The organism is Streptomyces sp. BoleA5, assembly GCF_000373665.1.
In the GTDB taxonomy this organism is placed as follows: domain Bacteria; phylum Actinomycetota; class Actinomycetes; order Streptomycetales; family Streptomycetaceae; genus Actinacidiphila.
Genome location: NZ_KB892098.1, coordinates 49256 through 75861 on the forward strand (window position 1 = coordinate 49256; position 26606 = coordinate 75861).

Annotated in this window: 27 protein-coding genes, 1 pseudogene and 1 riboswitch; of the genes and pseudogenes, 13 read left to right on the plus strand and 15 right to left on the minus strand. The window is 74.1% G+C overall.

The window, feature by feature from the left end; genetic code table 11:
• Positions 1 to 39 precede the first annotated feature (39 nt).
• The 6 genes from B085_RS42270 to B085_RS42275 form a co-directional block, all read right to left on the minus strand.
• The gene (locus tag B085_RS42270; protein ID WP_018559098.1) at positions 40 to 249 is read right to left on the minus strand and encodes a hypothetical protein; all 210 of its coding nucleotides are present in this window, start codon (positions 247 to 249) and stop codon (positions 40 to 42) included.
• A complete protein-coding gene (locus B085_RS0113525) occupies positions 246 to 644 on the minus strand; it encodes a hypothetical protein (protein ID WP_018559099.1) in 399 nt (132 codons plus the stop codon). Before B085_RS0113525 ends, B085_RS42270 begins: the two co-directional genes overlap by 4 nt.
• Before the next feature lie 47 nt (positions 645 to 691).
• Positions 692 to 2200 carry a sensor histidine kinase gene (locus B085_RS0113530; RefSeq protein WP_026251006.1) on the minus strand — a complete coding sequence of 503 codons (1509 nt, stop codon included), beginning with the start codon at positions 2198 to 2200 and terminating at the stop codon, positions 692 to 694.
• A complete protein-coding gene (locus B085_RS0113535) occupies positions 2197 to 2943 on the minus strand; it encodes a response regulator transcription factor (RefSeq protein WP_018559101.1) in 747 nt (248 codons plus the stop codon). Before B085_RS0113535 ends, B085_RS0113530 begins: the two co-directional genes overlap by 4 nt.
• Before the next feature lie 62 nt (positions 2944 to 3005).
• A complete protein-coding gene (locus B085_RS0113540; protein WP_018559102.1) occupies positions 3006 to 4820 on the minus strand; it encodes an APC family permease in 1815 nt (604 codons plus the stop codon).
• A 117-nt stretch (positions 4821 to 4937) separates the two neighbouring features.
• On the minus strand, positions 4938 to 6230 hold the full coding sequence (locus B085_RS42275) for a hypothetical protein (RefSeq protein ID WP_018559103.1): 1293 nt from the start codon (positions 6228 to 6230) through the stop codon (positions 4938 to 4940).
• 95 nt (positions 6231 to 6325) lie between these two features.
• Here B085_RS42275 and B085_RS49260 point away from each other — a divergent pair, with 95 nt between their 5' ends.
• Positions 6326 to 6811: a hypothetical protein gene (locus tag B085_RS49260; protein WP_026251007.1), complete on the plus strand. Its 486-nt coding sequence runs from the start codon at positions 6326 to 6328 to the stop codon at positions 6809 to 6811.
• Between the two features lie 26 nt (positions 6812 to 6837).
• Positions 6838 to 7281: a DUF7144 family membrane protein gene (locus B085_RS0113555; protein WP_018559105.1), complete on the plus strand. Its 444-nt coding sequence runs from the start codon at positions 6838 to 6840 to the stop codon at positions 7279 to 7281.
• Here the strand turns inward: B085_RS0113555 and B085_RS0113560 are convergent.
• The 5 genes from B085_RS0113560 to B085_RS51890 form a co-directional block, all read right to left on the minus strand.
• The gene (locus B085_RS0113560) at positions 7251 to 8198 is read right to left on the minus strand and encodes a YhjD/YihY/BrkB family envelope integrity protein (protein ID WP_018559106.1); all 948 of its coding nucleotides are present in this window, start codon (positions 8196 to 8198) and stop codon (positions 7251 to 7253) included. The two genes, B085_RS0113555 and B085_RS0113560, sit on opposite strands and share 31 nt — an antisense overlap.
• Before the next feature lie 128 nt (positions 8199 to 8326).
• The gene (locus B085_RS0113565; protein ID WP_018559107.1) at positions 8327 to 8725 is read right to left on the minus strand and encodes a DUF1992 domain-containing protein; all 399 of its coding nucleotides are present in this window, start codon (positions 8723 to 8725) and stop codon (positions 8327 to 8329) included.
• Positions 8726 to 8874: 149 nt separating this feature from the next.
• On the minus strand, positions 8875 to 9279 hold the full coding sequence (locus tag B085_RS0113570; protein ID WP_018559108.1) for a MazG nucleotide pyrophosphohydrolase domain-containing protein: 405 nt from the start codon (positions 9277 to 9279) through the stop codon (positions 8875 to 8877).
• Positions 9280 to 9300: 21 nt separating this feature from the next.
• Positions 9301 to 9567, minus strand: a complete 267-nt coding sequence (locus tag B085_RS51885; RefSeq protein ID WP_018559109.1) for a hypothetical protein — start codon at positions 9565 to 9567, stop codon at positions 9301 to 9303.
• A 42-nt stretch (positions 9568 to 9609) separates the two neighbouring features.
• Positions 9610 to 9786 carry a hypothetical protein gene (locus B085_RS51890; protein WP_018559110.1) on the minus strand — a complete coding sequence of 59 codons (177 nt, stop codon included), beginning with the start codon at positions 9784 to 9786 and terminating at the stop codon, positions 9610 to 9612.
• Positions 9787 to 9915: 129 nt separating this feature from the next.
• Between B085_RS51890 and B085_RS0113580 the strand changes: the two genes are divergently transcribed.
• The 6 genes from B085_RS0113580 to B085_RS0113605 all read left to right on the plus strand — a co-directional run bounded on the left by B085_RS0113580 (position 9916) and on the right by B085_RS0113605 (position 15418).
• Positions 9916 to 10302: a TOBE domain-containing protein gene (locus B085_RS0113580; protein WP_018559111.1), complete on the plus strand. Its 387-nt coding sequence runs from the start codon at positions 9916 to 9918 to the stop codon at positions 10300 to 10302.
• Positions 10303 to 10339: 37 nt separating this feature from the next.
• The gene (gene modA, locus B085_RS0113585; RefSeq protein ID WP_018559112.1) at positions 10340 to 11131 is read left to right on the plus strand and encodes a molybdate ABC transporter substrate-binding protein; all 792 of its coding nucleotides are present in this window, start codon (positions 10340 to 10342) and stop codon (positions 11129 to 11131) included.
• On the plus strand, positions 11128 to 11982 hold the full coding sequence (locus tag B085_RS0113590) for an ABC transporter permease (RefSeq protein ID WP_018559113.1): 855 nt from the start codon (positions 11128 to 11130) through the stop codon (positions 11980 to 11982). The genes modA and B085_RS0113590 overlap by 4 nt, the downstream gene beginning before the upstream one ends.
• On the plus strand, positions 11979 to 13061 hold the full coding sequence (locus tag B085_RS0113595; protein ID WP_018559114.1) for an ABC transporter ATP-binding protein: 1083 nt from the start codon (positions 11979 to 11981) through the stop codon (positions 13059 to 13061). The genes B085_RS0113590 and B085_RS0113595 overlap by 4 nt, the downstream gene beginning before the upstream one ends.
• 91 nt (positions 13062 to 13152) lie before the next feature.
• Entirely contained in the window at positions 13153 to 13689 is a 537-nt protein-coding gene (locus tag B085_RS0113600) for a universal stress protein (protein WP_018559115.1), read from the plus strand.
• Between the two features lie 166 nt (positions 13690 to 13855).
• Positions 13856 to 15418, plus strand: coding sequence for a Tm-1-like ATP-binding domain-containing protein (locus tag B085_RS0113605; RefSeq protein ID WP_018559116.1), 1563 nt, complete (start codon positions 13856 to 13858; stop codon positions 15416 to 15418).
• A gap of 62 nt (positions 15419 to 15480) precedes the next feature.
• On the opposite strand, the gene B085_RS0113610 is transcribed toward B085_RS0113605, so the two are convergent.
• Positions 15481 to 16269 (minus strand): CbtA family protein, encoded by a 789-nt coding sequence (locus tag B085_RS0113610; protein ID WP_018559117.1) that lies wholly within the window; start codon positions 16267 to 16269, stop codon positions 15481 to 15483.
• Positions 16270 to 16285: 16 nt separating this feature from the next.
• Entirely contained in the window at positions 16286 to 16507 is a 222-nt protein-coding gene (locus B085_RS0113615; protein WP_018559118.1) for a CbtB domain-containing protein, read from the minus strand.
• A gap of 38 nt (positions 16508 to 16545) precedes the next feature.
• Positions 16546 to 16683, minus strand: a riboswitch (cobalamin riboswitch).
• A 121-nt stretch (positions 16684 to 16804) separates the two neighbouring features.
• Between B085_RS0113615 and B085_RS0113620 the strand changes: the two genes are divergently transcribed.
• The 5 genes and pseudogenes from B085_RS0113620 to B085_RS51420 all read left to right on the plus strand — a co-directional run bounded on the left by B085_RS0113620 (position 16805) and on the right by B085_RS51420 (position 21742).
• Positions 16805 to 17368 (plus strand): histidine phosphatase family protein, encoded by a 564-nt coding sequence (locus B085_RS0113620; RefSeq protein ID WP_018559119.1) that lies wholly within the window; start codon positions 16805 to 16807, stop codon positions 17366 to 17368.
• Between the two features lie 165 nt (positions 17369 to 17533).
• Positions 17534 to 18549, plus strand: a pseudogene (locus tag B085_RS42285) (energy-coupling factor ABC transporter permease).
• A 2-nt stretch (positions 18550 to 18551) separates the two neighbouring features.
• Positions 18552 to 19313: a cobalt ECF transporter T component CbiQ gene (gene cbiQ / locus B085_RS0113630; RefSeq protein ID WP_018559120.1), complete on the plus strand. Its 762-nt coding sequence runs from the start codon at positions 18552 to 18554 to the stop codon at positions 19311 to 19313.
• The gene (locus B085_RS0113635) at positions 19310 to 20062 is read left to right on the plus strand and encodes an ABC transporter ATP-binding protein (RefSeq protein ID WP_018559121.1); all 753 of its coding nucleotides are present in this window, start codon (positions 19310 to 19312) and stop codon (positions 20060 to 20062) included. The genes cbiQ and B085_RS0113635 overlap by 4 nt, the downstream gene beginning before the upstream one ends.
• 189 nt (positions 20063 to 20251) lie before the next feature.
• Positions 20252 to 21742 carry a cellulose binding domain-containing protein gene (locus tag B085_RS51420; protein ID WP_018559122.1) on the plus strand — a complete coding sequence of 497 codons (1491 nt, stop codon included), beginning with the start codon at positions 20252 to 20254 and terminating at the stop codon, positions 21740 to 21742.
• Positions 21743 to 21835: 93 nt separating this feature from the next.
• Here the strand turns inward: B085_RS51420 and B085_RS0113645 are convergent, their stop codons facing one another.
• The gene (locus B085_RS0113645) at positions 21836 to 23482 is read right to left on the minus strand and encodes a glycosyl hydrolase family 18 protein (RefSeq protein WP_018559123.1); all 1647 of its coding nucleotides are present in this window, start codon (positions 23480 to 23482) and stop codon (positions 21836 to 21838) included.
• A gap of 221 nt (positions 23483 to 23703) precedes the next feature.
• Complete coding sequence (locus B085_RS0113650) at positions 23704 to 26250, minus strand: SpoIIE family protein phosphatase (RefSeq protein ID WP_018559124.1); 2547 nt, start codon at positions 26248 to 26250, stop codon at positions 23704 to 23706.
• Positions 26251 to 26606: the final 356 nt, after the last annotated feature.

Sequence of the window (26606 nt, forward strand, 5' to 3'; positions counted from 1 at the left end):
TCGCGGGCGGGGCCGCGTGCCGGGGCGGGCGGGCTCGCGTCAGCCGTCGCCGCGTGCCGCGTCGGCGTCCGCCGCGGCGGCGGCGCTCTCCGCGTCGTCGACGATGCGGGTGAAGTCCGCGGGTGCCGACGGGGCCCCGGCCGCCGGGGCGGTGGGGGCCGAGGCCGGGCCGCCGGAGGGACCGCAGGCGGCCAGCAGTCCCGCGCAGGCCGCCGCGGCCGCGGCGAGCGCGGCGAGGCGGCGGGTCACGAGGCGGCGCCGTTGTCGTGGGAGTCGCACCAGCTGCGGACCCGCGCGAGGTCGGTGCGGCGCTTCTCCAATGTCGGCAGCAGGGACTTGCGGAAGGTCAGCCGGTCGTCGAGGTAGGTCTCGATCTCGTCGTGCCCGGCGGCCCGGGCGTTGGCGACCCGCTTCTCCAGCCGCTCGATCGAACCGCGCCGGGTGACGGGCCCGTTCAGCCGCTTCAGTGCCCGGTCGATGCGCGCGTCGATCTTCCCGGCGCGCTTGCACAGGCCCTTGGCGCCGTCCCCGGTGGGGGTGGCGGCCGGGGCGGGGGTGCCCTTGCCGTCGGCGGTGGCCGGGCCGGCGAGGCCCAGCAGGGTGACGACGGTGGCCAGGGCCACGACGGTGGTGCGGTGTCGCATGACGTCCTCCTTCGGGTCGGAGGCGCGGAGCGCCTTCGCGACGGACGTTAGGGGGCGTCCTTGTGGAAACCTTGTGGCTCCCGCGGCTCCCCCGCCCGCCCGGACAGCCAGTCGCGGCGCGGCAGCGGCAGCGTCGGCTGCCCGCCGTCGCGGACGCCGCTGAGCGGCAGGCGCACCTCGAAGCGGGTGCCCGGCGCGCCGTCGGGCCGGTCGAGCACGGCGATCGTCCCCCGGTGCAGTGCGATCTGCTGGGCGACCAGGGTGAGTCCGAGCCCGGAGCCCGGGCTGTCCGCGCGCCGGTGGAAGCGGGCGAAGACGGCGGCCCGCGCCCCGGGCGGGATGCCGGGCCCGTGGTCGTCGACGGTGAGGACGACGGCCGGGGCGTGCCCGTCCCCGCCGCGCCGCAGCGTCACCTCGACGTCGGGCCGCCCTCCCGGAGCGGCGCCGTGGACGGCGGCGTTGGTCAGCAGGTTGTCCGTCATGGACCGAAGTCCCTGCTCCCAGCCGTGGACGAGGAGCCCGGGCGCGGCCGTCACCTCGACCCTCGCCCCGGGGTGGCGCCGCCTGAGGCCGGCGGCGGAGGCGTCGACGAGTTCGGCCGCGTCGACCGGTCCGAAGGCGTCCTCCTCTACCAGGTCGCCCTGGGCGAGGGCGCGCAGCATGACCAGCAGGCCCAGCACGCGGGCGTGTTCGGCACCCAGGTCGTCCACGATCTCGTGGCGTTCGGCGGCCGGCAGGTCCGGGTGACCGGCGAGGACGTCGAGGTTGGTGCCCATGCTCATCAGCGGGTTGCGCAGCTCGTGGGAGGCGGCCGCGGCGAAGGAGCGGGCGGTGGCGAGCGCCTCGCCGGTCCTGGCGGCCTGCTCGTCGTAGCGGGCGAGCACGGTCTGCAGGGTGCGCGCCAGGTCGTCGACCTCGGTGATCCGGGTCGGGGCGTGGTCCAGACGTACGGAGCTGACGCGCGGGTCGAGGCCGCTCGCGCGCTGCTGGAGCCGGCGCAGCGGGCGGACGGCTCGGCCCGCCGCGGCCCAGGCCAGCAGCGCGGACACGGGGGCGGCCAGCAGCGCGACCGTCACCACGCGGCGGCGCACCTGCTCCACCTGGGTCTTCGTGGCCGCGTCCGGCGAGAACAGCCAGAGGGTGCCCCGGACGCCCTTGCGGCTCCCGTTCACCGGCACCGACAGCACACGCCAGCGGGCACCGCCGGCCCGGATCGTGACCGGTGAGGGCGCCCGGGCGGGCAGCGCCGCGGACGCGTCCGGCTGGGGACCGCCCGACACCGTGCCCTCGGGGCCGGTCAGCCGGATGCCCACGTCGAGCGCGGAGCTGAACAGCCTCCGCGTACGCGCCTGTTCGGCCGCCGGGCGGTCCGCGGCGGTGGCCCGCAGCAGGGCCTTGGCGTCCGTCGCGACGGCCGCGGCGCGCTCGCGCAGGTGGGCGTCCTGCTGTGCGTGCAGGTCGGCGGCGACCAGCCGGATCAGCAGCACGCCGGAGGCGAGGACGAGCAGCGGGACGACCACGCCCACGGCGAGCGCGACCCTTGTGGACAGCCTCATGCCGGGCCGCCACGGCCGTCCCGGCAGTCCCGGCCGTCCCGGTCGTCCCGGTCGTCCCGCAGGACGAAGCCGACGCCCCGCACCGTGTGCAGGATCCGCGGCCTCCCGCCCGCCTCCGTCTTGCGCCGCAGATAGCTGACGAAGGTGTCCACGGCGTCCGTGCGCACGTCGAAGTCGTAGCCCCAGACCCGTTCCAGCAGCTGGTCGCGGGTGAGCACCAGGCCCGCGTTGCGCGCGAAGGCCTCCAGCAGCTCGAACTCCCGCCGGGTCAGCGCCAGGAGCTCCCCGTCGAGCCGGGCCTCCCGCGTCGCGGGGTCGACGACCAGGCCCCCGGCGCGTACCCTCCCGCCGGCGGCGGGAGGACGGCGGCGCAGCAGCGCCCGCAGCCGCAGCACCAGTTCCTGCAGCGCGAACGGCTTGACCAGGTAGTCGTCCGCGCCCGCCTGCAGTCCGGCGACCCGGTCGGCGGCCTCGTCCAGGGCGGAGAGCATCAGGACGGGAACGTCGTCGTCCTCCTCGCGCAGCGTGCGGCACACCTCGATCCCGCTGAGGTCGGGCATGGAGATGTCGAGGACGACCACGTCCGGCGCCCCGTCGCGGACGGCGGCGAGCGCGGCCCTGCCGCCGTCGGCCAGGCTCACCGAGAAGCCCTCCAGGCGCAGCCCCCGTTGCAGGGACCGGCGTATGGCCGCGTCGTCGTCGGCGACCAGGACCCGGCCGCCCGTGTGCGCTTCGGTTCTCACGGCGGCGATGGTAGGCGCACCACCGTGCCCGCGAGGAGGCCCCCCCGGGGCTCCTCTCGGCGTCAGATGTCCAGCCGGTACGGCAGGAGGCAGACGACGGCGTCGGTGCGGGAGCGCAGGATCGTGGCGAGGAGGATGCCGCGCTGGTTCTGCAGGATGCGGTAGCGGGCGTGGCGCGGCTGGATCTCGGGGATGAGGACGGCGATCTGGCGGCCGTCCTTCGACATGCGGCGGACGTAGGAGAGGATCGGCAGCACCAGTGAGCGGTGCGGGCTCTCGAGGACGTCGAGGCGGACGCCGGGCTGCCAGCGGGCCCACGTGTCGAGCAGTTCGCGCGCCTTGGCCTGGTCGGGTTCGACGGTGACCGCGACGACCTCGTCGCCGAGGGCGATGGCCGCGGTCAGCGCGTGCCGGGCGAGCCGGCTGACCCCGCCGAGGGGGACGATGACCAGGCTGTCGGTGCGTCGCGGCCGGTCGGGGACGGTGCCGAGGGCGAGTTCCCTGCCGACCTCCGTGTAGTAATGCTCGATGCGGGCGAAGAGCAGCATCAGCAGCGGCACCACGACGACGACCATCCAGGCGCCCTCGGTGAACTTGGTGGTCACCAGGATCACCCCGGCCAGCGCGGTCAGCAGGGCGCCCAGTCCGTTGAGCGCCGCGCGCGGCACCCAGCCGCTCGGGCGCGCCCCCGCCCAGTGCCGGACGAGCCCGGTCTGGCTGATGGTGAAGCCGGTGAACACCCCGACGGCGTAGAGCGGGATGAGCCGTTGCGTCTGCGCGTCGACGGCTACGAGCAGCAGCGCGGCCACGACCGCCAGGGCGACGACCCCGTAGCGGTAGACCGGCCGCTCGGCGCGCAGCCCGAAGACGTGGGGCAGCCGGTTGTCGCGGGCGAGCAGGCTCATCAGGACCGGCAGGCCGCCGAAGCTGGTGTTGGCGGCCAGTCCGAGGACGAGGGTGACCAGCAGATTGCCGGCGTAGTACGGCCATCCCGTGCCGAAGGAGCCCGCGGTCAGCTGGGCCAGCAGGGTCACGCCGCCGCGCGGGGCGACCTCGTCCCGGCGGATGAGGAACGCCAGCCCGATCAGCATGAGTCCCAGCAGGACGCCGAGCATCAGTTCCGTGCGCTGGGCGCGGCGCACCTTGGGCGGCCGGAAGGCGGGCACGGAGTTGGCGATGGCCTCCACCCCGGTCAGGGCGGAGCAGCCGGAGGAGAAGGCCTTCAGGACCAGCAGCACGCTCAGCGCCTCCGTCGCGTGGACGGGCTGCGGGCTGCCGACGACCGCCGCGGGGTGGGCGCGCAGCAGCCCGGCGACGACGATCCCGCCGATGCACAGGACGAACAGCGCCGCGGGCAGCATCAGCACCCGAGCGCTGTCGGCGACGCCGCGCAGGTTCACCAGGGTGAGCAGGGCCAGCCCGCCGAGGCAGATCTCCAGCAGGTACGGGGTGAGCGAGGGGAACGCCGAGGCGAGGCTTGCGGCGCCGGCGGCCAGGCTGACGGCGACGGTGAGCACGTAGTCGACGACGAGACTGCCCGCCGCCAGCAGGCTCGCCCGTGCCCCGAGGTCCTTCTTGGCCACGGCGTAGGAGCCGCCGCCGTCCGGGTGCACCGCGATGACCTGCCCGTACGAGATGACCAGGACGACCAGCAGTCCGGCGATGACCAGCATGACGGGCAGCGTCACGGTCAGCGCCGCGGTCCCGGCGGCGATCAGCACGACGACGATGGCCTCCGGGCCGTACGCCACCGAGCTGAGGGCGTCCAGCGACAGCGCGGCGAGCCCCTGCGTGCTGGTGAGCAGGGAGCGGTCCCCCTCGCCGTGCCGCAGCGGCACCCGCGGCCGCACCTGGCGGCGTGCCAGACCGAAGGTCATCGGCGGCCCGCCGGCTGCGTCTGGCTCATCGCTGGTCTCCTCCGCCGGCGGGCCCTCCCGTCAGCCTCCGGCGGCGGCCTTCCCCGCGCAGCGCGGGGCGGCCGATCGGGTGAGCGGTCAGTCGGGCCTGGCCAGGAACTCCACGACGGCGAGGACGAGGACGACGGCGAGGGCCAGCCCGAGGACGACCCAGCCGGTCGGGTAGGACCAGAAGGCGAGCGCGAGGGCCGCGGCCGCCACGACGATCCAGCCGACCAGCGGTTTGTGGCGCACCAGCCAGGGGCCGACGTGGCCGGTCCGCAGCCCCACCCGGTGCGCCGCGTCGCCCGCGCCGCCCAGCACCGACTCCCACACCCCGCGGGTGCGGCGGGCGTACCGCCCGGGCCCGCTCAGCCAGGCGCCCAGCGCGACGACGACACCGAGCACGAACACGGCGCGGACGGTCTGGCGCAGGAAGCGGATCAGGGTGTCGTAGACCGTCCCGGCGGCCTGCTGGTCGACGCTCGCGGGCAGCGCGTCGAGGTAGATCGCCCGGAAGACGGTCAGCGCGGCGCCGAGTACGAGGGCGGCGGCGGCGAAGCCCAGCGCGGCGGCGACCAGGGCGCGGCGCCGGCGGAGGGCGAGCAGCACGCCCGCGGCCGCGAGGACGACGGTGACGATCGGCAGCCAGAAGCCGGCGAGCTGCAGGAGCCGGAAGGCGGTCCTGATCTTTCCGACCTTCTCGGAGCGGACGACGGTGAAGTCGGTGTGGACCTCGGGGATCTTCGCGGCGATGGTCAGGCCCCCGTCGACCAGCCGCTGCTTGACCTGGTCGATGACGGGGGCGAGGTCGACGGCCACCGTGTCGTTGGTGAGCTTGACCGCGCCGCCGCCCTGGCCGGTCAGCGCCTTGTCCAGCGAGCCGTGGATCCTGCGGTTGGCGTCGGTCCAGACCTTCTCGAAGGCGTCGCTGCGCACGACCTTCTCCGCCGTCGAGTGCACCAGGCTCTCGATGCCGCTGGTCAGCGGGCCGGAGACGCGGCCGAGGAGCTGGTCGAGGCGGGGGCGGTCCTGCGGGGCGACCTCGTCCAGAAGGCTTTTGACGTCGATGTGCTGCATCACCACGGACGTGATCCGGTTGGCGGCGGCGTCCTGCACGGCGGGGTCGCTCGCCAGGGGCGCGACGGTGGCGACGTAGCGGCCGGTGTCGCCGACCTCGGAGTCCACCCAGACGGCCAGCGCGCTCAGCGGCACGAAGACGCAGGCCACGACGATGAACAGGGCCGAGAAGAACGCCCGGACGGGTCGCCGGTGAGGCGGCGGGGCCTGCGGTCCGGCGCCTGCGGGAACGTTCTCCCGCGCCTCCAGTGCCGACAGCCGGGCGCGCAGTTCGGCGAGATCGTCACGCCCTTCGGGCGTCGCACCCGCCATGCCACCGCCGCCTCTCTTCACCACGCGACACGGCAATTTAATCCGTATTGTGAATTATGTGCCATTTGAGGCGCATGAAACTGTGGAGGTAGGGAATGACGAGGCCGTACCGGGGCCGTGCGATGTGCGCGGCGGTCGTACTGTCAGCCACCGCGCTGGCGGCGAGCGCCTGCTCGGACAACGAGAGCACCCCCGCCGAGAAGGCGTCGAAGGCCGCGTCCGCCGCGTCCTCTCTGGTGTCCGAGGGCGCGGAGGCCGTCGCCTCGGCGACCGCCGCCGCGCAGTCCCAGCTGGCGAAGATCAAGAACGGCGTCAACGCGAAGGGCGACGTCGCACTCGACCCCGTGACCGTCGAGGGCGGCAAGGCCACCACCACGGTCACGGCCACCAACAGCGGCGACAAGCAGGCCACCTACACCGTCGAGGTGACCTTCCGCGACACCAGCGGGAACCTCCTCGACGCCGCCGTGGTCAACGTCGCGGACGTGGCCCCGCAGAAGTCCGGCGAGGCCACGGTACGCAGCAACCGCGACCTGACGGGCACGGTCAAGGCCCAGGTGGAGCGGGCGCTGCGGCACTGAAGCACCATCACCGCGAGGAGGCAGCCATGGCAGCCACCGGCACCACACCCACACCCGCACCCGCACCCAAGAGCGGCAACCACAGCGCGTGGGCGCACGGCGGCGTCACCTTCGCCGGCGTCCTGCTGCTCGTCGACGGCGTCCTGGCCATCTTCCAGGGCATCTCGGGGATCGCCGCGGACAACGTGTACGCGCGGATCGGCGACTACGTCTACAAGTTCAACCTGACCGCCTGGGGATGGATCCACCTGGTCCTCGGCGTGCTCCTGGTGGTCACGGGCACCGGACTCCTCAGCGGCGCCGCGCTCTGGTCACGGATCACGGGTGTCGTCCTGGCGGGCCTGGGCATCATCGTGAGCTTCCTGTACCTGCCCTACCTGCCGTTCTGGTCGATCATCCTCATCGCGCTCGACATCTTCATCATCTGGGCGCTCTCCCACTACAGGCCGGAGCGTTCACCGACCGCCTGACCGCCGCCCGCCCGGCCCTCCCCCGGCGGGCCGGGCGCGGCAGGCACGGCGGGCGTCGCCCCGGGCGCCGGCTCGTCGCCGTGGAACACCGCGCCGACGGTGAGGCAGACGGTCGCCACGACGCACAGCGCGATCAGGCCGGACAGCAGGGTGAACACCGACCCCAGCGAGCCGTACGCCTGCAGGCTGCGGTTGAGCGCCTTCGGCACGTACAGCGGCGCGGCGAAGACGGCGGCCTCCAGGAGCACCGCCGTGAGCAGCGCCCCCGGCAGCAGCGGCCACCAGCCGATCCGGCCGCCCAGCAGCAGGTGCTGGGTCCACCACCAGATCCCCACCGCGCTCACCAGGGACAGCGGGACACCGAGCCAGCGGCCCGCGCCGAAGCCCTCCCGCAGCGGCCCCTGTATCGCCAGGTAGACCAGCGCCGCGCACACCCAGGCGAACCAGCGCCAGGCCGCGATCCGCGCCGCCGACTTCGGCAGGTGCCAGGCGCGTTCGCACACCCGCTGCATCGCCCGGCTGCAGGCCGTCGCCGACAGCAGGGCCATCAGGATGCCCACCACCCCCACCGTCTGGCGCAGGCTCCCCGGATCGGACTCGTAGACCGAGCGCAGCTGTTCACGGGCGGGACCGGAGAGCCCCAGCACCCGCACCAGCGAGTCGAGGAGTTCCTTGCGCACGCTCTCCGGGGCGAGGGACGCGATGACGAACAGCAGTGGCACGGCGGTCAGAAAGGCCTGGGCGGCCAACCGGGTGGCCGCGTCGAGCACGTTGACGCTCAGCAGCCGGGCGGCGAGCCGGGTGACGATGGGGAACCGCCGCTCGGTGTCCTCCCGCAGGGCGCGCGCCCGCCCCGGCAGGTCCGCGAACCGCGCACGGAGCCCCTCCGGGATGCTGACCCGTGGCCGCCCTTTCACAGTCCGACTATTTTTCAGCCCGCCGGACCCCGCAACCGGGGGCCCGCGGCGCGGAACGGGAGGTCACCGGAACCGCCGCGAACAGTCCGTCCCGCTGCCCGGTCACCAGGGCTCGCGGCGCGGGTGACTCAGTCGCGCTCCGCGCGCCACCGTGCGACGACGTCCTCCACGTCGTACGGGACGAGGTTGAGCGGCGGACCGTCCATCGGGGTGCGGATGCCCGCACGGATCTTCTCGTTGGCCTCCTCGACGATGCGGCGCACCTCGCGTTCAGAGGGGGCGCGGGAGGCGGCGTCCATCGCGTCCTCCACCTCCTTGCGCAGCCTGAGGCTCGCCGGGAGGTGGGACAGCCCCTCGCGGGCCATCTTCTCCCTGATCCACCACAGCTCGTCGTAGGGCCTGTCGAGGGAGGCCAGGGGCTTCCCGGCCCCGGGCAGGTCGTCGAAGGCGCCGCGTTCCGTCGCCTCCCGGATCTGCTTGTCGACCCAGGACTCGAAGGGGACGCCCGGTGGCTTGCGCTCCGTCATGCCCCTGATTCTCCCTCCCACCGCGGCGGAGGGGGAGGGCCGGGGTGAGCCGTCCCCGGGCGTCGGCCCGCGCGCCCTGCGGAGCGACGTCCACGGGCTCCGGCCGGCGAAGCGGCACGGCTCACGGCCGCACACGCCGCGCCGGCGCATCACTCCCCGGCGGGGGCCCAGCCCTGGGCGCGCAGGACCGCCGCGACGTCCGGGGCCTGGTAGTGCTCGCCCTTGAGGACCTTGCCGTCGGCCCGCAGGGTCGGGCGCCCGTCGGGGCCGAGCTTGCTCATGTTGGCGCGGTGGATCTCCGCGATGACCGCGTCCAGGTCGATGCCGTGCACCAGCGCGGTGCCGTACGCGACGTAGACCACGTCGGCCAGTTCGTGCGCGAGGTGGTCCAGGGGACCGTGCTCCGAGGCCTCGGCGACCTCCGCCACCTCCTCGGCCAGCAGGTCCTGCCGGTGCGCCGCGTACTCGGGCGCGATCTCGGTCGGACGGGGACGGGCGTCGAGGCCGAAGGCGGTGTGGAACTCACGGACCAGGCCGGCGGGGGAGGGGCGCATTCCGCCGATCGTAGTGCCCGCTCACACGCCTTCGTCGCCTTCGGCCGCCGGGCCTCCGCCGTACCCGCCGTACCCGCCGTCCACGCGGACGGCGGTGAGGCCGCTGATGTGCCGGGCCCCGCAGCGGTCCTGGGGCAGCACCGGTTGCGGGCCCCGCGCGTCCAGCGGGGTGCCGTCGATGCGGGTGGCGAGCAGGACGCGGGCCTGCCCGGGGTCCGGGTCGATCTCGGCCCAGGACAGCAGCGCGCGGTGGCCCTCCGCCCCGGTGACGGCGATGAGGAAGCGCATTCGGTCCTTGCGGCGTCCGGGGTCGGAGCCGGGACCGGCCGATCACAGCACCTCGTGGAGCAACGGGCCCTCGAAACGGTGGTGCTGCACGCCGCCGGTCCGGTGCTCGAAGCTCACCCGGGCCGTGTGCTGGGGCCAGGCGCGCGGGTCGAGAACGGTGAGCGGGGCAGGGCGGGCCAGGTTTCGCCGCTCAGGACGAGCCCGGTCACTGGCTTCCACCTCTCCCGATGACCGTACCCGCCCTCGAAGGCCTCGGAAACGCAGATGCAACCCTTGACGTCGCTAAACCCGGCAGATGCAATCAGTTAATGGGCTTCCCACTTGCATCTGCGTCACTATGATCGAGTCATGCACACCTACCGGATCGGCGAGGCGGCCGCATTGATGGGCGTGAGCGCCGACACCCTCAGGCGCTGGGTCGACGCCGGACGGCTGCGCGCGGAACGCGACGAGCAGGGCCGGCGCATCATCGAGGGCCCTGTACTGGCCGCCTTCGCCCGGGACTTCAACCGCACGGAGCGCGCGCGCACTGGCTCCTCGGCCCGCAACCGTTTCGCGGGCATCGTCACCGAGGTGATCCTCGGCGACGTCTCCGCGCAGGTCGAGATCCAGGCCGGCCCGTTCCGCGTGGTGTCCATGATCAGCCGGGAGTCGGCCGAGGAGCTGAAGCTCGAGCCGGGCGCACCGGCGGTCGCCGTCATCAAGTCGACCAACGTGGTCGTCGAGACACCGTAGAGACACCGCAGAGATCGAGCCTCGGAGGAGCAGTCCTGTGACGACCCGTCCCACGCACCGCCGGACCCTTCAGCCGGCCGTCGGAGGAACCGCGCTGCTGCTGGCCCTCAGCGCCTGTTCGTCCTCGGCGGGCGCGTCCTCCGCGGGCGACGTGAAGGGCACGGTCACCGTCTTCGCCGCCGCCTCCCTCAAGGAGAGCTTCACCGAACTGGGCGAGGAGTTCGAGGCGGCACACCCCGGCACCAAGGTCACGTTCAACTTCGGCGGCAGCGACGCGCTCGCCGCCGGCATCACCTCCGGCGCCCCCGCCGACGTCTTCGCCGCCGCCTCCCCCAAGACCATGCAGATCGTCACCGACGCCAAGGACGCGGCCGGCGAGCCCGCCACCTTCGTGCGCAACCAGCTGGAGATCGCGGTCGTCCCGGGCAACCCCGAGAACGTCGCGACGCTCGAGGACCTCACCGAGCCGGGGCTGAAGGTCGCGCTGTGCGCCAAGGAGGTGCCCTGCGGCGCCGCGGCGCAGAAGGCGCTGGACGGCGCCGGCCTGAGGCTCACCCCGGCCTCCTACGAGCAGGACGTCAAGAGCGCCCTGACGAAGGTGCAACTGAAGGAGGTCGACGCGTCCGTGGTCTACAAGACCGACGTGCAGGCCGCCGCCGGCAAGGTGGAGGGCGTGGAGTTCCCCGAGTCCGCCGGCACCGTCAACGACTACCCGATCGTCCTGCTCAAGGACGCTCCCAACGCCGGGGCCGCCGAGGCCTTCATCGCCCTCGTCCGGTCCGGCCAGGGCCGGAAGGTGCTGACCGAGGCGGGATTCCTCACCCCGTGACCGGCCACAGCCGCGGCGTGCCCGAACTCCTGGAGTCCCGGCCGCGCCCCGCCGCCCGCCGGCGGGGCCACCGCTCCCCGGTGCCCCTGCCGCTGCTGCTGCCCGCCCTGCTCGGTCTCGGCTTCCTCGTGCTGCCGCTCGCCGGGCTGCTGGTCCGCACCCCGTGGAGCGAACTGCCCGCGCAGCTGACCAGCCCCGGGGTGTGGCAGGCGCTACGGCTCTCCCTGATCTGCGCCACCCTCGCCACCGCGGTGACCCTGGTGCTGGGCGTGCCCCTGGCGTGGCTGCTGGCCCGCACCGAGTTCCCCGGGCGCCGGCTGGTGCGCGCCCTGGTGACGCTGCCCCTGGTGCTGCCGCCCGTGGTCGGCGGTGTGGCGCTGCTGCTGGCGCTGGGCCGCAACGGCATCGCCGGGCGGTGGCTGGACCAGTGGTTCGGGGTGTCGCTGCCCTTCACCACGGCCGGCGTCGTCGTCGCGGAGGCCTTCGTCGCGATGCCGTTCCTGGTCATCAGCGTCGAGGGCACCCTGCGGGCCGCCGACCCGCGCTACGAGGAGGCCGCCGCCACCCTCGGCGCCTCCCGCTTCACCGCCTTCCGCCGAGTGACGCTGCCTCTGATCGCCCCCGGCATCGCCGCCGGAGCCGTCCTGGCCTGGGCACGGGCGCTCGGCGAGTTCGGAGCCACCATCACCTTCGCGGGCAACTTCCCCGGCCGTACGCAGACGATGCCGCTCGCCGTCTACCTCGCCCTGCAGAGCGACCCGGCCGCCGCCATCGCGCTCAGCCTGGTGCTGCTCGCCGTCTCGATCGCCGTCCTGGCCGGACTGCGCGACCGCTGGATGACCACGCCATGACCTCCCTGGAGAAGACCGCCACCACCGGCGGCCCGGCCCCGCAGGGCCTGGACGCCCGGCTGGTCGTCGACCGCGGCGCCTTCCGCCTCGACGTGACGCTCACCGCCGCCCCCGGCGAGGTGCTCGCCCTCCTCGGCCCCAACGGCGCGGGCAAGACCACCGCGCTGCGGGCCCTGGCCGGGCTGACCCCGCTGACCGCCGGCCACCTGCGGCTGGACGGCGCCGCCCTGGACGGGACGCCTCCCGAGACCCGGCCGGTGGGCGTGGTCTTCCAGGACTACCTGCTCTTCCCGCACCTGTCGGCGCTGGACAACGTCGCCTTCGGTCCGCGCTGCCGCGGCGTGCCCAAGGCGCGCGCCCGCGCCGAGGCCGCCGAGTGGCTGGAGCGCATGGGCCTGGCCGAGCACGCCGGGGCCCGGCCCCGCCGGCTCTCCGGCGGCCAGGCACAGCGCGTCGCCCTCGCCCGGGCGCTGGCGACCAGGCCCCGGCTGCTGCTCCTGGACGAGCCGCTGGCCGCGCTCGACGCCCGCACGCGTCTGGAGGTCCGCTCCGGACTCCGCCGCCATCTGGCCGACTTCGAGGCGGTGGCCGTCCTGGTCACCCACGACCCGCTGGACGCCATGGTGCTGGCCGACCGGCTGGTGGTCATCGAGCACGGCGGCTGCGTGCAGGAGGGCACCCCCGCCGAGATCGCCCGCCGCCCGCGCACCGACTACATCGCGCACCTCGTCGGCCTCAACCTCTACCGGGGCCGCGCCGACGGCCACACCGTACGGATCGACGGCGGACCCGCCATCACCACCACGGAGGAACTGTCCGGCCCGGCCTTCGTCGCCTTCCCGCCCGGCGCCGTCACCCTCCACCGGGAGCGCCCCACCGGTTCCAGCGCCCGGAACATGTGGCAGGGCCGGGTCGCCGGCCTGGAGTCGCACGGAGACCAGATCCGCGTGGACGTCCGGGGAGAACTCCCGCTCGCCGCCGACCTCACCACGGTGGCCACCGCGGAACTCGGGCTGCACCCCGGCGCCGAGGTGTGGGCCACCGTCAAGGCGGCCCAGACGCACGCCTACCCGGACTGAGGCCCGCCGGGTCAGGGCGGCGTCAGGAGTACGCCGACCGGCGACAAGGGGACGACAAGGAGCCCCCGCGGGCGCCGCGCCCGGGTCTTCCATGGGGGACATGGATGACGCCGGACACCACCGCGTGGTCGTGGGGCTGAGCGGCTCCCTCGGCAGCCTCACGGCGCTGCACCGGGCCGCCGCCGAGGCACGCCGTACGGGCGCGGTGCTCGTCGCCGTGCTCGCCTGGGAACCGCCGGGCGGGGAGTTCGCCTACCGGCGCTCCCCCTGCCCCCCACTGCTGGACGCCGGGCAGGACCGGGCCCGGCGGCGGCTGCTCGACGCCGTCGAGTCCGCCTTCGGCCGGCTCCCGGAGGACCTCCCCTTGCGCGCGCTGACCGTCCGCGGGCCCGCGGGGTGGGCGCTGACCCAGGTCGCGAACCGCCCGGACGACGTACTGGTGGTGGGCGCCGGGCGACGCGGCCGGCTGCGCCGGCTGCTGAGCCCCTCGGTGGCCCGGCACTGCCTCGCCCACGCGGTCTGCCCGGTGCTCGCCGTACCCCGCTCGCCGCTCCACGGGGTCCTCGAGGACATGCACCGCCGCAACACCTGGCGGCTGCCCCTGCACACCGCCGCGCCCCTGCGCTGAACCCTCGCCGACCAGGCCGGCAGCGCCATCGCCGGCACGCCCCCCCGCCGCGGCCCCCCGACCGGTCCCGGCGGGACACCACCCTTCGAGCCGGCGGGAGGAGACGGGGCGGACGGGGGCGTATCGTCCCCTTATAGGTGGTGTCGGCCCGATGGTGGAGCCACACATGGTGGTGACTGCCCCCGCGCGGGAGCTGCTGGACCAGGTGCTCGCCGAAGTGGTGCGCGAGACGGGCGCCCGTGTCGGTGCGGTCTTCCTGCTGATGCCCGAGGGCCGCGCGCTGGGGTTGGAGGTCATCACCGGGGCGCCGCGCGAGCTGTCGATGCCGTGGTCGCGGCTGCCCATGGAGCGGTCGACCCCGGTGGCCGACGCCGTACGGGAGGGCCGGACGATCCGGGTCGGCTCCCGGGACGACTGCTGCGTCCCGTGCCCCCGTCATGAGGCCTTGTCACTTCCGGCCCGGGGCCCAACACTGGTGTCCATGCCGGTGGTTGCGCTGCTGGGAACGCTGGACACCAAGGGCACCGAGTACGGCTGGCTGCGGGACCGCCTCCTGCGCGCCGCCGTCGAGGTCGTGCTGATCGACGCGGGCGTGGCCGGCGAGCCCCTCGTGACCCCCGACATCCCCCGCTCCGTCGTGGCCTCCGCCGCGGGTGCGGACGCCGAACGGCTGCGCAGGGCGGGCGACCGCGGCACCGCGGTGACGGTCATGGCCGAGGGGGCGGCCCGGGTGGTGCGCCGGCTGCACGACGAGGGCAGGCTGCACGGCGTGCTGGCCGTCGGGGGCAGCGGCGGCACCTCGATCGCCACCCGCGCGATGCGGGAGCTGCCGCTGGGCGTGCCGAAGCTGATGGTCTCCTCGATGGCCGCGGGCGACGTCTCCCCGTACGTCGGCTCGACCGACATCGCCATGATGTACAGCGTCGTCGACATCGCGGGCGTCAACCGGGTGTCGGCGCCGATCCTGGCGAACGCGGCCGACGCCATCGCCGGGATGGCCAGGGGCTTCGCCGGGGCGCCCGCCGCGCCCGCCGGGGACCGGCCGCTGGTGGCGGCGAGCATGGCGGGGGTGACGACCCCCGGGGTCGACGCCGCCCGGGCGCGGCTCACCGAACTCGGCTACGAGGTGCTGGTCTTCCACTCCGTGGGCTCCGGCGGCCGCTCCCTGGAGTCGCTCGCCGGGGAGGGCATGTTCAGCGGGGTGCTCGACCTGACGCTCAGCGAGCTCGCCGACGAGCTGGTGGGCGGCGCCTTCGGCGCGGGGCCCGACCGGCTGCGCGCCGCGGGCCGCGCCGGACTGCCCCAGGTGGTGAGCCCGGGAGCGCTCGACATGGTCAAGTTCGGCCCGCTCGGCTCGCTGCCGGACCGCTTCCGGGCCCGTCACGTCCACGTCCACAACCCGTCGGTGACCGTGATCCGCACCTCCGCCGCCGAGTGCGCCGAACTCGGCCGTCAGGTCGCCGCGAAGCTGCGCGCGGCCACCGGCCCGGCCACGCTCCTGCTGCCGCTGCGCGGGCTGTCCACCCTCGGGGCGCCGGGCGGGCCGTACCACGACCGGGCGGTGGACGGGGTGCTGTTCCACACCCTCCGCGAGGAGTTGCGCGGCAGCCGGGTGGAGGTCGCCGAGTACGACACGCACCTCAACGACCCCGCCTTCGGCCGCGCCGCGGCGGACCGGCTGCACGCGCTCGTCTCCTCCGTGCACGCGACCGCCCGCACGACGCGCTGAGCGTCGTACGGGCGGTCGTGCGTACGGTGCGGCGGGCCCGGCCGAGGGCCCGGACGGCGGCCCTAGACGGAGGCCGCCGTGCCCGCGCCCACGGCGTCGCGCCCCGCGGAGGCGGCGGCCGGGGCCGGTTCCAGCAGGCGTCCGGCCAGGTGGCCGAAGACCAGCCCGAAGGAGGTCCACAGCGTCAGCTGGACCGCCAGCGCCGCCAGACGGAACTGCCACAGCAGTTGCGCCGGGAAGTGCTCCGGCACCTCGTCGATCCCGGGCAGCAGCGCGTACGCGAGCCCCACGGTCACGACGAGGAAGACGCCGGCGGCCACGGTCGCGTACCAGTTGCCCAGGCGCGGCGCGAGGCGCCTGCCCAGGATCACGGTGGCGATCGCGAGCAGCACGCTGAGCAGCATCATCAGGAAGTACAGCGTGGTGCGTTCGCCGATGGTGTCGGGGTCGCCGACGGCCGGCGGGTTGGCGGGGTACTTCAGGAAGGGCACGACGTAGACCGCGACGAGCGCCGCGGCCGACAGCAGCATCGCCGTCGACCGGGCGCCGAAGCGGCCGATCCGCCCGAGGGCGAAGCAGTAGGCGAGCGCGGCGATGCCGCCCAGCGCCACGCCGTACACGAGGAGGCCGGTGGCCAGACCGGCGGTGGACTGCAGGGCACGGCTGACCGGTTCGGTGCCGCCGTGCTCGTGGGCGTGCGACTCCTCGAACGCGATGGCGGCGTCGACCCGGGACTCGCCCAGCAGGTAGGCGACGACCAGCGCGAACGCGCCGGCGGCGAGGCCGGCCAGCATGCCCCGCACCAGCAGTTGTCTGACGGTGACCGAATTGACGGGGGTGGCGGGGTTCATCGGTGCGGCGCCCCTGTCAGTGGCAGGGGAAGCCGAGCAGGTGGCGCCCGTCGTGCAGCCACTCGTGGACGTTCTCACCGGACATGAGGGACGTGGCCCCCTGCTCGGCACCCACGAAGTAGAGCAGGACCAGCATCAGGACGCCGAAGAAGACCGCCCAGGGCAGGATCGCCCTGATCGGCAGCGTCAAGGGGGCGGCGGAAGGGGCTATGGCCGGCGAGGCGGCGGACTGCGCCATGGCATGACCTCCTGGTGGGAACTCGCGTCCCGGTCGGTGGAGCTCTGTCGGACGACTGCGGGTCTGACTCGCCTGGCGCTGGGCTGGGCTTACAGTGGCGCGACCGTGCCGGATTTGCACCGGACTTCCGCCGTGTCGTCGTGAATGTCGTCGTGACGGTACCGCGATCCGGTGATCCGGCCAAGGGCGCGCGTTCACGCCACGGCATGCGCGGGAGCCGCTTCGGTGCCGCGGGCAGGCCCGGTGCGGGGCGGCAGTCGGCGATTCCAGGTGATCGCCGGAGAACGAGGAGGGTGCATGACGACCCGGGTGACGTTGATCTCACCGGTGGTGAACGCGGCGCTGCGCGAGGCGCGTTTCGACGACGACGTGCCGCCGGACGGGCAGGCGCTCGCCGCCGCCCGCGCCTTGGCCGGTTCGCTGCCCTCCGCGGTACCGGTGCCCGTCTCGCCCACGGTGCGCTGCCACGCGACCGCGCAGGCGCTCGGCCTCGCCGCCGAGGAGACCGCGCCCGCGGGCTGGGCGCTGGGCCGCTGGCGGGGACGCACCCTGGCCGAGGTGAGCGCCGAGGAACCGGAGGCGGTGGCCGCCTGGCTCTCCGACCCGGACGCCGCGCCGCACGACGCCGAGTCGCTGCGCGAGCTGTGCGCCCGCGTCGGCGGCTGGCTCGACGGGCTCGCCGCCACGCCGGGCCGGGTGCTCGCCGTCGTCGAACCGGAGATCGTCCGGGCCTGCGCGGTACGGGCCCTGGGTGCGCCGGAGGCGTCCTTCTGGCGGATCGACGTGCCCCCGCTGACGGCGACGGAATTCAGCGGGCGGTCCGGACGCTGGAACCTGCGGGCGGGGCGCCCGTTGGGCTGACCGGGCACCGGAAGCGCGGCTGAAGCGGGCTGAAGCGGGATGAAGCGCGAACGGGCATACGCGGGGCATGCGCTCCAGCATCAGACAGGCTCTTGCAAGTCAGTCGCAATAGGACTCTATGATTGAGCGTTCGACTTCCGACGCGACCCCGGAGCGGAGCTCTCCATGCATGTACCCGACGGATTCATCGACGCCCCGGTGTCGGTGGCGGCCGGTGCCGTCGCGGCGGCAGCCGTGGCGGTGAGCCTGCGCGGTGCGCGACGCGAACTGGACGAGCGCACCGCGCCGCTGGCCGGACTCGTCTCCGCGTTCATCTTCGCCGTCCAGATGCTCAACTTCCCGGTGGCCGCCGGCACCAGCGGCCACCTCCTCGGCGGAGCGCTCGCGGCGATACTCGTCGGCCCCTATACAGGGGTGTTGTGCGTGTCCGTGGTCCTGCTCATCCAGGGCGTGCTCTTCGCCGACGGCGGCCTCACCGCCCTCGGCGTGAACATCACCGACATGGCGATCGTGACCGTGGTCGTCGCCTACGCCCTCTTCCGCGCTCTGGTCAAGGTGCTGCCGAACGGGCGCGGCGGGGTGACGGGCGCGGCCTTCGTCGCGGCCCTGGTCTCCGTCCCGGCCGCGGCGGTCGCCTTCACCGGGATCTACGCGCTGGGCGGGACGACCGACGTCTCGCTCGGCAAGGTCTTCACCGCCATGGTCGGCGTGCACGTCCTGATCGGCATCGGTGAGGCGGTGATCACCGCCGCGACGGTGGGCGCCGTCATCGCCGTCCGCCCCGACCTCGTCCACGGCGCCCGTGACCTGCGCCGCCCGCTGGAACTGAAGGAGGCGACCGTCTGATGGCGGCCGTGACCGACACCCCGAAGCGCGGCGGCATACGGCCGCTGTGGATCGCCGGCCTGATCGCCGCCCTGGCGCTCGCCGGATTCGTCAGCTACTACGCCTCGGCCAGCCCCGACGGGCTGGAGAAGGTCGCCGCCGACCACGGCATCGACAAGAAGGCCGAGGACCACGCGGCCAAGGACTCGCCGCTGGCGGACTACCAGACCAAGGACGTCGGCGACGCCCGGCTCTCCGGCGGCCTCGCCGGTGTCATCGGTGTCGGCGCCACCCTGGCGCTCGGCACCGGCGTCTTCTGGATCGTCCGCCGCCGGCCGCGCGCGGACGAGGGCTGACGGTGGGCGCGGGCCACGCCCACCGGCTCTACCGGCACGGGCACTCGCCGGTGCACGCGCTGCCCCCGCAGTGCAAGATCGCCGCGGTCTTCTGCTTCGTCCTGGTCGTCGTGTCCACGCCGCGCTCAGCGGTGTGGGCCTTCGGCCTGTACGCCGTGCTGCTGGCCACGGTCGCCGTCGCGGCGCGCGTCCCGGCCGGCTTCCTGCTGCGGCGGCTGCTGATCGAGGTGCCCTTCGTCGCCTTCGCCGTCCTCATGCCCTTCGTCGCCGAGGGGCCGCGCACCGAGGTACTGGGCCTGTCCCTGAGCGTGCACGGCCTGTGGGGCGCCTGGAACATCCTCGCCAAGGGCACCCTCGGCGTCGCCGCCTCCGTGCTGCTGGCCTCCACCACCGAGCTGCGCGAACTCGTCCTCGGCCTGCAGCGGCTGCGGCTGCCGGCGCTGCTGGTGCAGATCGCCTCCTTCATGATCCGTTACGGGGACGTCATCACCGACGAGATGCGCCGGATGCGCGTCGCCCGCCTCTCGCGCGGCTTCGAGGCGCGCGGCCCGCGCCACTGGGGCGTGCTCGCCAAGTCCGCGGGCGCCCTGTTCATCCGCTCCTACGAACGCGGCGAACGCGTCCACCTGGCGATGATCAGCCGCGGCTACGCCGGCAGCATGCCGGTGATCGACGATGTGACCGCCTCACGCGCCCAGTGGTCGTACGCGGCCGTGCTCCCGGCCGCCGCGCTGGCGGTCTGCCTGATGGGATGGTTCCTGTGACCGCTTCGCTCGAGGTCAAGGGCCTCGCCTACGCCTACCCCGACGGCCACCAGGCGCTGTTCGGCGTCGACCTGGCCATCGCCCGCGGCGAGCGGGTCGCCCTCCTCGGCCCCAACGGCGCCGGCAAGACGACGCTCGTGCTGCATCTCAACGGCATCCTCGAGGCCGGGGCCGGCTCCGTGACCGTCGCCGGGCTCCCGGTCGGCGACCGCAAGCACGTGGCGGAGGTCAGGCGCCGGGTCGGCATCGTCTTCCAGGACCCGGACGACCAGCTCTTCATGCCCACCGTCCGCGAGGACGTCGCCTTCGGCCCGGCCGCCGCCGGTCTGCGCGGCGCCGAGCTGGAGGCCTGCGTCCGCAAGGCGCTGGAGCGGGTCGGCATGGCGGAGTTCGCAGACCGGCCGCCGCACCACCTGTCGTTCGGCCAGCGGCGCCGCGTGGCGGTGGCGACCGTCCTCGCCATGGAGCCGGAGATCCTCGTCCTGGACGAGCCCTCCTCCAACCTGGACCCCGCCTCCCGCCGCGAACTCGCCGACATCCTGCGCTCCCTGGACGTCACGGTCCTGATGGTCACCCACGACCTGCCGTACGCCCTGGAGCTGTGCCCGCGCTCCGTCGTCCTCAGCGGCGGCACCGTCGTCGCCGACGGCCGCACCCAGGAACTCCTCTCCGACGACACCCTGATGCGCGCCCACCGCCTCGAACTCCCGTACGGCTTCGACCCCCGCTCGGTCACCGTCCGCGGCTGATCCGCGGGCGTCGAACCGCTCGGCGGCGTTCACGGCCGCGCAGCGGCGCACAGCCCTGCTCTCGCCCCAACTCCCCCTTCGGCAAACGAAGTCACACCTTGCTACTTGTGTGGAAAGCGTGAAAGGCTCCCGGCACCACAAGGCGCAGGCGCAGCCGCCTCCCGACGCCGAAGGTTGGTTCACCGCCCCATGACTGCCGCAGCCCCGGTCCCGGAGGCCGTACCGCTGTCCGAGTACTGGGCGGAAGCGCTGTGCTTCGCCCAGCTGTGCACGCTCTCCCCCGAGGACGGCGGACGCCTGGCCGCCGACGCGTTCGAACGCGGCCTGGACCAGGTACCCGACGTGATGGACCCCGGGTTCGCGCCGGGGCCGCTGCCGCTGCCCCTGCTGCCGCTGCTGCTGACCGCCGTACGGGACACCGCCGCGGACTGGCAGGCCCGGGGCGAGGGGGGCAGCCTGCATCCGGAGTTCCGCATCTGGCTCAACGCCGAACGCGCCGCCCGCCGGGGCAGGGCAGCGCGCCCGGAGCCGCTGGCCCTGCGCGGGCTGCGGGACATGGCGGAGGCGGACGCGGCACTGCTGTGGTCCACCGAGGTCGAGTGCCGCCCCGTGGCGGTGACCGCCCGCACGCTGGGCATCGACGCCGCCGCCGCGGAACGGGAGATCGACCGGGCCCGCGAGGACTTCCGGGACCGCTGCCTGCGCGCCCACCAGGAGGAGCCGCCCTCCGACGAGTGCCAGGGGTACGCCAGGCTGCTGGACGCCGCCACCCGGATGCCCGTCGAGGCCGCGCCCGAGGACCTGCGCCGGCACCTGCGCGGGTGCGCCGACTGCGCGCGGGCCGCCGTGTGCCTGGCCCCGTTCGGCGGTGGCCCGGCCGAGGCGCTGGCCGAAGGGGTGCTGGGCTGGGCGGGTCCCGCCTACCTGGAGGCCCGGCGCCGGGCGGCCGGACTGGGAGCCGTTCCGCCCCGGCCGTCGCGGCGTGCCGCCCGTGCCGCCCGCGCGGCGCGGACGCGGACCCGGACACCCCGGGGCAGGGCCGCCGTGGCCGCCGCTGCCGCGGTGCTGGCCGCCGTGGTCTGCGTGACGGTCGTGGTCACCGCCGACGACTCCGCCCCCCGGTCCGCCCAGGCCGCGCCGACGGCCCAGGGCGGCAATGACGGCGCCGCCCCGGACGGTCCCGGATTCCCCCCGCTGCGGTCACCGGGCGCGTCCGGCGCCTCCGGGGCTCCCGAGCCCTCCGGCAGCGCGCCGCCGTTCCCCGAGGAGATCGTGCCCTCGGCCGCCGAGCACACCATCCCCGCCGCCCGCCGCACCCCGTCCTCCGCCGCGCCGCCCGCCCGGAACGCACCGGTGGAGGCACCGCCGTCCTGCACGATCGCCTACGAGGTGACCGACCGGTGGTACGACGGCTTCCAGGCCTCGGTCACCCTGACCGCCCGCGAGGACCTGCGCGACTGGACGGTCGGCTGGCGGTACTCCGACGGCCGCCGGGTGACGCAGATGTGGGACGCCGACTTCTTCCAGCGCGGCGGGACGGTCACCGCCCGGGCCAAGGGCTACAACAGGTGGGTGCGGGCGGGCGAGCCGGTCACCTTCGGCCTGGTCGGCACACGGTACGGTGCCACCTCACCGCCCTCGGGCTTCACCCTCGACGGCGCGCCCTGCGCCACCGCCTGACGCGCCCCGGACACGAACGCGCCGGACACGAACGGGCCGGAGGAGCGGTCGCGAACCCGTCCCTCCGGCCCGTACGGCCGGGCTCCCGAATCGCTAGCTCAGACCGTTGTTGATCGCGGTGACCAGCTCGCCGTTGCCGGTGTCGCCGCTGAACTCCCAGAAGAACGCGCCGCCGAGGCCCTGGTTCTTGACGTAGGCCATCTTGCCCGCGATGGTCGCCGGGGTGTCGTAGCTCCACCAGTTGTTGCCGCAGTGCGCGTACGCGGTGCCCGCGACGGTGCCGGTGGCCGGGCAGGTGTTCTTGAGGACCTTGTAGTCCTCGTTGCCCGCCTCGTAGGTACCCGGGGCGGCACCGGTCGCGGAACCGCCCGGAGCGGACTGGGTGACGCCGGTCCAGCCGCGGCCGTAGAAGCCGATGCCCAGGTTGAGCTTGTTCGACGGGATGCCCTTGCCCTTCAGCTTCTGGATCGCCGCGTCGGAGTAGAAGCCGGCGATCGGGATGCCGCTGTAGGAGGTGAGCGGGGAGTGCGGGGCGGTCGGCCCGTCCGCGTCGAAGGCGCCGAAGTAGTCGTACGTCATCACGTTGTAGTAGTTCACGTACTGGGCGGCGCCCGCGTAGTCGGCGGCGTCGATCTTGCCGCCGCTGGTGCCGTCGGCCGTGATGGCGGCGGTGACCAGGTTGTTGGAGCCGAACCTGGTCCGCAGCGCGGACATCAGCGTCTTGAAGGACGAGGCCCCGCTGGTGTCGCAGGACAGACCGCAGGCGTTGGGGTACTCCCAGTCGATGTCGATGCCGTCGAAGACGTCGGCCCAGCGCGGGTCCTCTACCAGGTTGTAGCAGGAGTTGGCGAAGGCGGTCGGGTTGGCGGCCGCCTGGCCGAAACCGCCGGACCAGGTCCAGCCGCCGAACGACCACAGGATCTTGATGTTCGGGTACTGCTTCTTCAGCTTGCGCAGCTGGTTGAAGCTGCCCCGCAGGGCACCGGTGTCCCAGGTGTCGGCGACGCCGTCGACGCTCTGGTCCGCGGTGTAGGCCTTGTCGTAGTCGGCGTAGGAGTCGCCGATCGTGCACTGGCCGTTGGTGACGTTGCCGAAGGCGTAGTTGATGTGGGTCAGCTTGCTCGCCGAGCCGGAGGTGACCAGGTTCTTGACGTGGTAGTTGCGGCCGTAGACGCCCCACTCGGCGAAGTAGCCGAGGCGGATCTTGCTCCCCGCGGGGCCGGTGGGGGTCGGCGTCGGGGTCGGCGTGGGCGTCGGGGTGGGCGTGGGTGTGGGCGTCGGCGTGGGTGTCGGGTCACCGCCGCCACCGCCGGTGCAGGAGCCTCCGTTGAGCTTGCAGCCGCTCGGGCTGCCGCTGCCGGAGCCGTTGAAGCCGAAGCTGATGCTGGCGCCCGGGGCCAGCGTGCCGTTCCAGCTCTTGTTCCTGGCGGTCCAGTGCGTGCCGGAGCCGGTGACGTCGGCGTCCCACGCCGAGGTCACCGCCGTGCCGGAGGGGAAGTCCCACTCGACGGTCCAGCTGCTGATGGGCGACGAACCGCCGTTGGTGACCGTCCACTTGCCCTCGAACCCCGTGCCCCAGTCCTGGGTCTTGGTGTACGTGGCGGTGGTACCCGCGGCATGGGCCGGCGTGGCCAGGCCGACGAGCGCCGCGAACGGGAGCAGCAGCGCGGTGAGTCCCGCGGCCGCTGTGGTCCTGATGCGTCTGGTGCGTGGAGTGCGGGGGGTGTCTCCAGTGCTCAAGGGGTGCTCCTCGAGTGGGGGGCCGACGGGGATACCAGTGCCGCCTGGCGGGCGATTGACTGATGTCATGCCCACCACAGTTCCCTCGCAGGGTAGAAAGGTCTGGACCAGATGGTCAATAGGTCTGGACCATCTCGACGTACCGGCTCACGGCACGACGCCCCGGCGAAGGCGCCGGGGCGCACGGGTGAACGACGGAGAGCGGGCGGCGGAGTCCGGCCTCAGGCCGGTCCGCCCATGCTGACCGCGTCGAAGCCGATGCCGAAGTCCACACCGACGTCGGGGCCGTGCCCGTCGAGGAACTGCTCGGCCCAGATGATCTTCCCGTCGTCGGTGTAGCGGGTACCCCACCGCTGGGCGAACTGCGAGATCAGGAACAGCCCGCGGCCGCCCTCGTCCGTGGTGCGGGGGTGCCGCAGATGCGGCGACGTGCTGCTGGCGTCGGAGACCTCGCAGATCAGCGCGCGCTCCAGGATCAGCCGCAGGCGGATCGGACCCGAACCGTGCCGGATCGCGTTGGTGACCAGCTCGCTGACGACCAGTTCGGTGGTGAACACGAGATCGCCCAGACCCCAGTCCTCCAACTGCCGGGTGGACAGCTCGCGGGCCCGGCCCACGACCGCGGGGTCGGTGGCCAGGTCCCAGGAGGCGACCCGGCCGATGTCCAGGCACCGGGTCCTGGCCAGCAGGAGCGCCACGTCGTCGTGCGGGCGGGCCGGGGCCAGCTCGTCGACGACGCCGCGGCACAGCGCGTCCAGCGACGCCTCATCGGCCTCCAGGGCCGCCCTCAGCCGGGTCCGCCCGCTGTCCTGCCCCTCGTCCACGCCCTCCACCGGGGCGACCAGCCCGTCCGTGTACAGCGCGAGGACGCTGCCCTCCTCCATCTGCAACTCGGTCGCCTCGAAGGGCAGTCCGCCCAGGCCCAGCGCGGGGCCGATGGGCAGTTCGGGGAAGTGGACGGCCTCCCCGCACTCGGCCCCGCACCGCTCACAGGCGGGCCGGAGCACGGCGGGCGGCAGGTGCCCGGCGCTGGCCATGACGCAGTGCCGGCTGACCGGGTCGTACGTCACGTACAGGCAACTCGACCCCAGCGCGCTGCCGCCGACCCCGACGGTCGCCGACTCCCCGGCCTCCCGCGAGACCTGGACGACCAGGTCGTCCAGGTGCGCCAGCAGCTCCTCCGGCGGCAGGTCGAGGTCGGCCAGGGTCCGCACCGCCGTCCGCAACTGGCCCATCGTCGCGGCGGCCTCGATGCCGTGGCCCACCACCTCTCCCACCACCAGCGCGATGCGCGCCCCGGACAGCGGGATGACGTCGAACCAGTCGCCTCCCACGCCCGACAGCTCGTCCGCCGGCCGGTAGTAGGTGGCGACCTCCACCGCGTCCTGCGGGGGGAAGGTGTGCGGCAGCAGGCTGCGCTGCAGCACAAGGGCCGCGTCCCGCTCACGGGTGTAGCGGCGCGCGTTGTCCAGGCAGACCGCGGCCCTGGCCACGACCTCCTCCGCCAGGCGCAGATCCTCCCCGTCGAAGGGGTCGGCGCGGCGCACCCGGAAGAAAAGGGTCACACCGAGGGTGACCCCGCGGGCCCGGATCGGCACCACCATCGCCGTGTGCAGTCCGAGTTCGCCGAAGTGGAGCGCCCGGACGCCGGCCGGGCCGGCGGCCCACTCCAGCCCGAGCGGATCCAGCCGGGAGCTGATCCAGGAGGTGCCGTCGGTCAGGGACCGGATCGGCGGGGTGTCCTCCAGATAGGCGGAGACCGCCCCGATGCCGAAGGCGGGCTCGGGCTCGCCCTGCCGCGCCGACCGCATCCCGGCGCGGCGCAGCGGCACGGTGACCGCGTCGCCCAGCGGGCCGGCCTGCGGCTCCGCTCCCTTGATGACCGACTCCAGCAGCTCCACGGCCACATAGTCGGCGAGGTCGGGCACGACCACGTCCGCCAGATCCTGCGCGGTGTGCATCACGTCCAGGGTGCGCCCGATGTGCTCACTGGCCCGGTCCAGGAGCGACAGCCGCTTACGGGCCCGCCAGCGGTCGCTGATGTCGACCACCGAGTAGCACACGCCCACCGGGACGCCGCGCTCGTCCTCCAGCCGCACGAAGGACATCGCATGGGCCTGCTCGCGGCGCGGGTCGGTGCGGAAACGCCCCACGTGCTCGTAGTCGATCACCGGCACACCCGTCTCCAGGACCTGGCGCATCTGCGCCTCCAGGACCGTGGCGTTCAGGCCCGGCTGGATCTCCGCGAGCCGCCGCCCCAGCCGCCCCTGGGAGGGACCGCCGCCGAAGCGCTCCAGTGCCGCGTTCGACCAGACGCAGCGCAGTTCGGTGTCGACCACGGCCAGCCCGATCGGCGTCTGGCCGACGATCCGCTCCATCATCGCCGGGGTCATCCCCGACGCCGTCGAGCGGGCGGTGCTGCGGGACTCCGCCGCCAGGACCATCCAGCGGGCGGACGAACCGCCGATGCCCTCGGGGAGCCCGGCCACCCGTACACCCAGCGTGACCCTCGTACCGTCGTCGCGGCGGAGCCGCAGCACACCCGTCCAGCCGCCCTCGGTGCTGCAGCGCTCGGCGATCTCCGGCGGCCGCGCCGCGTCCTCCGGGGCGAGCAGCTCCACCGCGGGGGTGCCGACGACGTCCACCGCACGCCGGCCGAGCAGCCGCTCGGCGGCGGGAGGCCAGGTCAGCAGGCTCCCATGGGCGTCGAGGAGCAACGTGACGGCGTCCGCCACGCCCGCGTCCACGCGTTCCTCGGGAGTCCCCATGGCCAGCCACTCCGTATCCGCCCGCACGTTACGCTCCGCACACCCTTTTCTTGTTCTTCCCACTCGGCGAACGCCGCTCACGGGGTCACGGGAGGCGGTGCAGCGGACCGGCTGCCTGCCGGAGCTCCCGGCCGGTCCGGGAGGGGCGGGCGGGCGGCCTCGGGAGCATTGCCCGGCGGGGACGGGTTCTCGGGGCGGGCGGCGGCCCCCTGGGGGGAGGGCGGTGCGAGGAGAATCCGGCCGAACGGCACCGGGACGTCCATCGAGACCTCCGGAGTACGGCCCCCGTGTCCCCCGCGAATCAGGTTACCCGTCGGCCCCGGTCAGCGCCCCGCGTGCGTACCGCCGTATCACCG

What these genes read in the sequence shown, in the direction of transcription:
- B085_RS51885 (WP_018559109.1), bottom strand. Translation starts at nt 9,567, where the DNA reads ATGCGCTTCCTCATCGCCGTCACCGGGGCGGAGGGCCACCGCGCGCTG.
- B085_RS0113605 (WP_018559116.1), top strand. Translation starts at nt 13,856, where the DNA reads ATGGTGGTGACTGCCCCCGCGCGGGAGCTGCTGGACCAGGTGCTCGCC.
- B085_RS0113565 (WP_018559107.1), bottom strand. Translation starts at nt 8,725, where the DNA reads ATGACGGAGCGCAAGCCACCGGGCGTCCCCTTCGAGTCCTGGGTCGAC.
- B085_RS0113620 (WP_018559119.1), top strand. Translation starts at nt 16,805, where the DNA reads ATGACGACCCGGGTGACGTTGATCTCACCGGTGGTGAACGCGGCGCTG.
- B085_RS0113650 (WP_018559124.1), bottom strand. Translation starts at nt 26,250, where the DNA reads ATGGGGACTCCCGAGGAACGCGTGGACGCGGGCGTGGCGGACGCCGTC.
- B085_RS42275 (WP_018559103.1), bottom strand. Translation starts at nt 6,230, where the DNA reads ATGGCGGGTGCGACGCCCGAAGGGCGTGACGATCTCGCCGAACTGCGC.
- B085_RS51420 (WP_018559122.1), top strand. Translation starts at nt 20,252, where the DNA reads ATGACTGCCGCAGCCCCGGTCCCGGAGGCCGTACCGCTGTCCGAGTAC.
- B085_RS49260 (WP_026251007.1), top strand. Translation starts at nt 6,326, where the DNA reads ATGACGAGGCCGTACCGGGGCCGTGCGATGTGCGCGGCGGTCGTACTG.
- B085_RS0113615 (WP_018559118.1), bottom strand. Translation starts at nt 16,507, where the DNA reads ATGGCGCAGTCCGCCGCCTCGCCGGCCATAGCCCCTTCCGCCGCCCCC.
- B085_RS0113555 (WP_018559105.1), top strand. Translation starts at nt 6,838, where the DNA reads ATGGCAGCCACCGGCACCACACCCACACCCGCACCCGCACCCAAGAGC.
- B085_RS0113610 (WP_018559117.1), bottom strand. Translation starts at nt 16,269, where the DNA reads ATGAACCCCGCCACCCCCGTCAATTCGGTCACCGTCAGACAACTGCTG.
- B085_RS0113530 (WP_026251006.1), bottom strand. Translation starts at nt 2,200, where the DNA reads ATGAGGCTGTCCACAAGGGTCGCGCTCGCCGTGGGCGTGGTCGTCCCG.
- B085_RS0113580 (WP_018559111.1), top strand. Translation starts at nt 9,916, where the DNA reads ATGCACACCTACCGGATCGGCGAGGCGGCCGCATTGATGGGCGTGAGC.
- B085_RS0113600 (WP_018559115.1), top strand. Translation starts at nt 13,153, where the DNA reads ATGGGGGACATGGATGACGCCGGACACCACCGCGTGGTCGTGGGGCTG.
- B085_RS0113540 (WP_018559102.1), bottom strand. Translation starts at nt 4,820, where the DNA reads ATGACCTTCGGTCTGGCACGCCGCCAGGTGCGGCCGCGGGTGCCGCTG.
- B085_RS0113525 (WP_018559099.1), bottom strand. Translation starts at nt 644, where the DNA reads ATGCGACACCGCACCACCGTCGTGGCCCTGGCCACCGTCGTCACCCTG.
- B085_RS0113595 (WP_018559114.1), top strand. Translation starts at nt 11,979, where the DNA reads ATGACCTCCCTGGAGAAGACCGCCACCACCGGCGGCCCGGCCCCGCAG.
- B085_RS0113570 (WP_018559108.1), bottom strand. Translation starts at nt 9,279, where the DNA reads ATGCGCCCCTCCCCCGCCGGCCTGGTCCGTGAGTTCCACACCGCCTTC.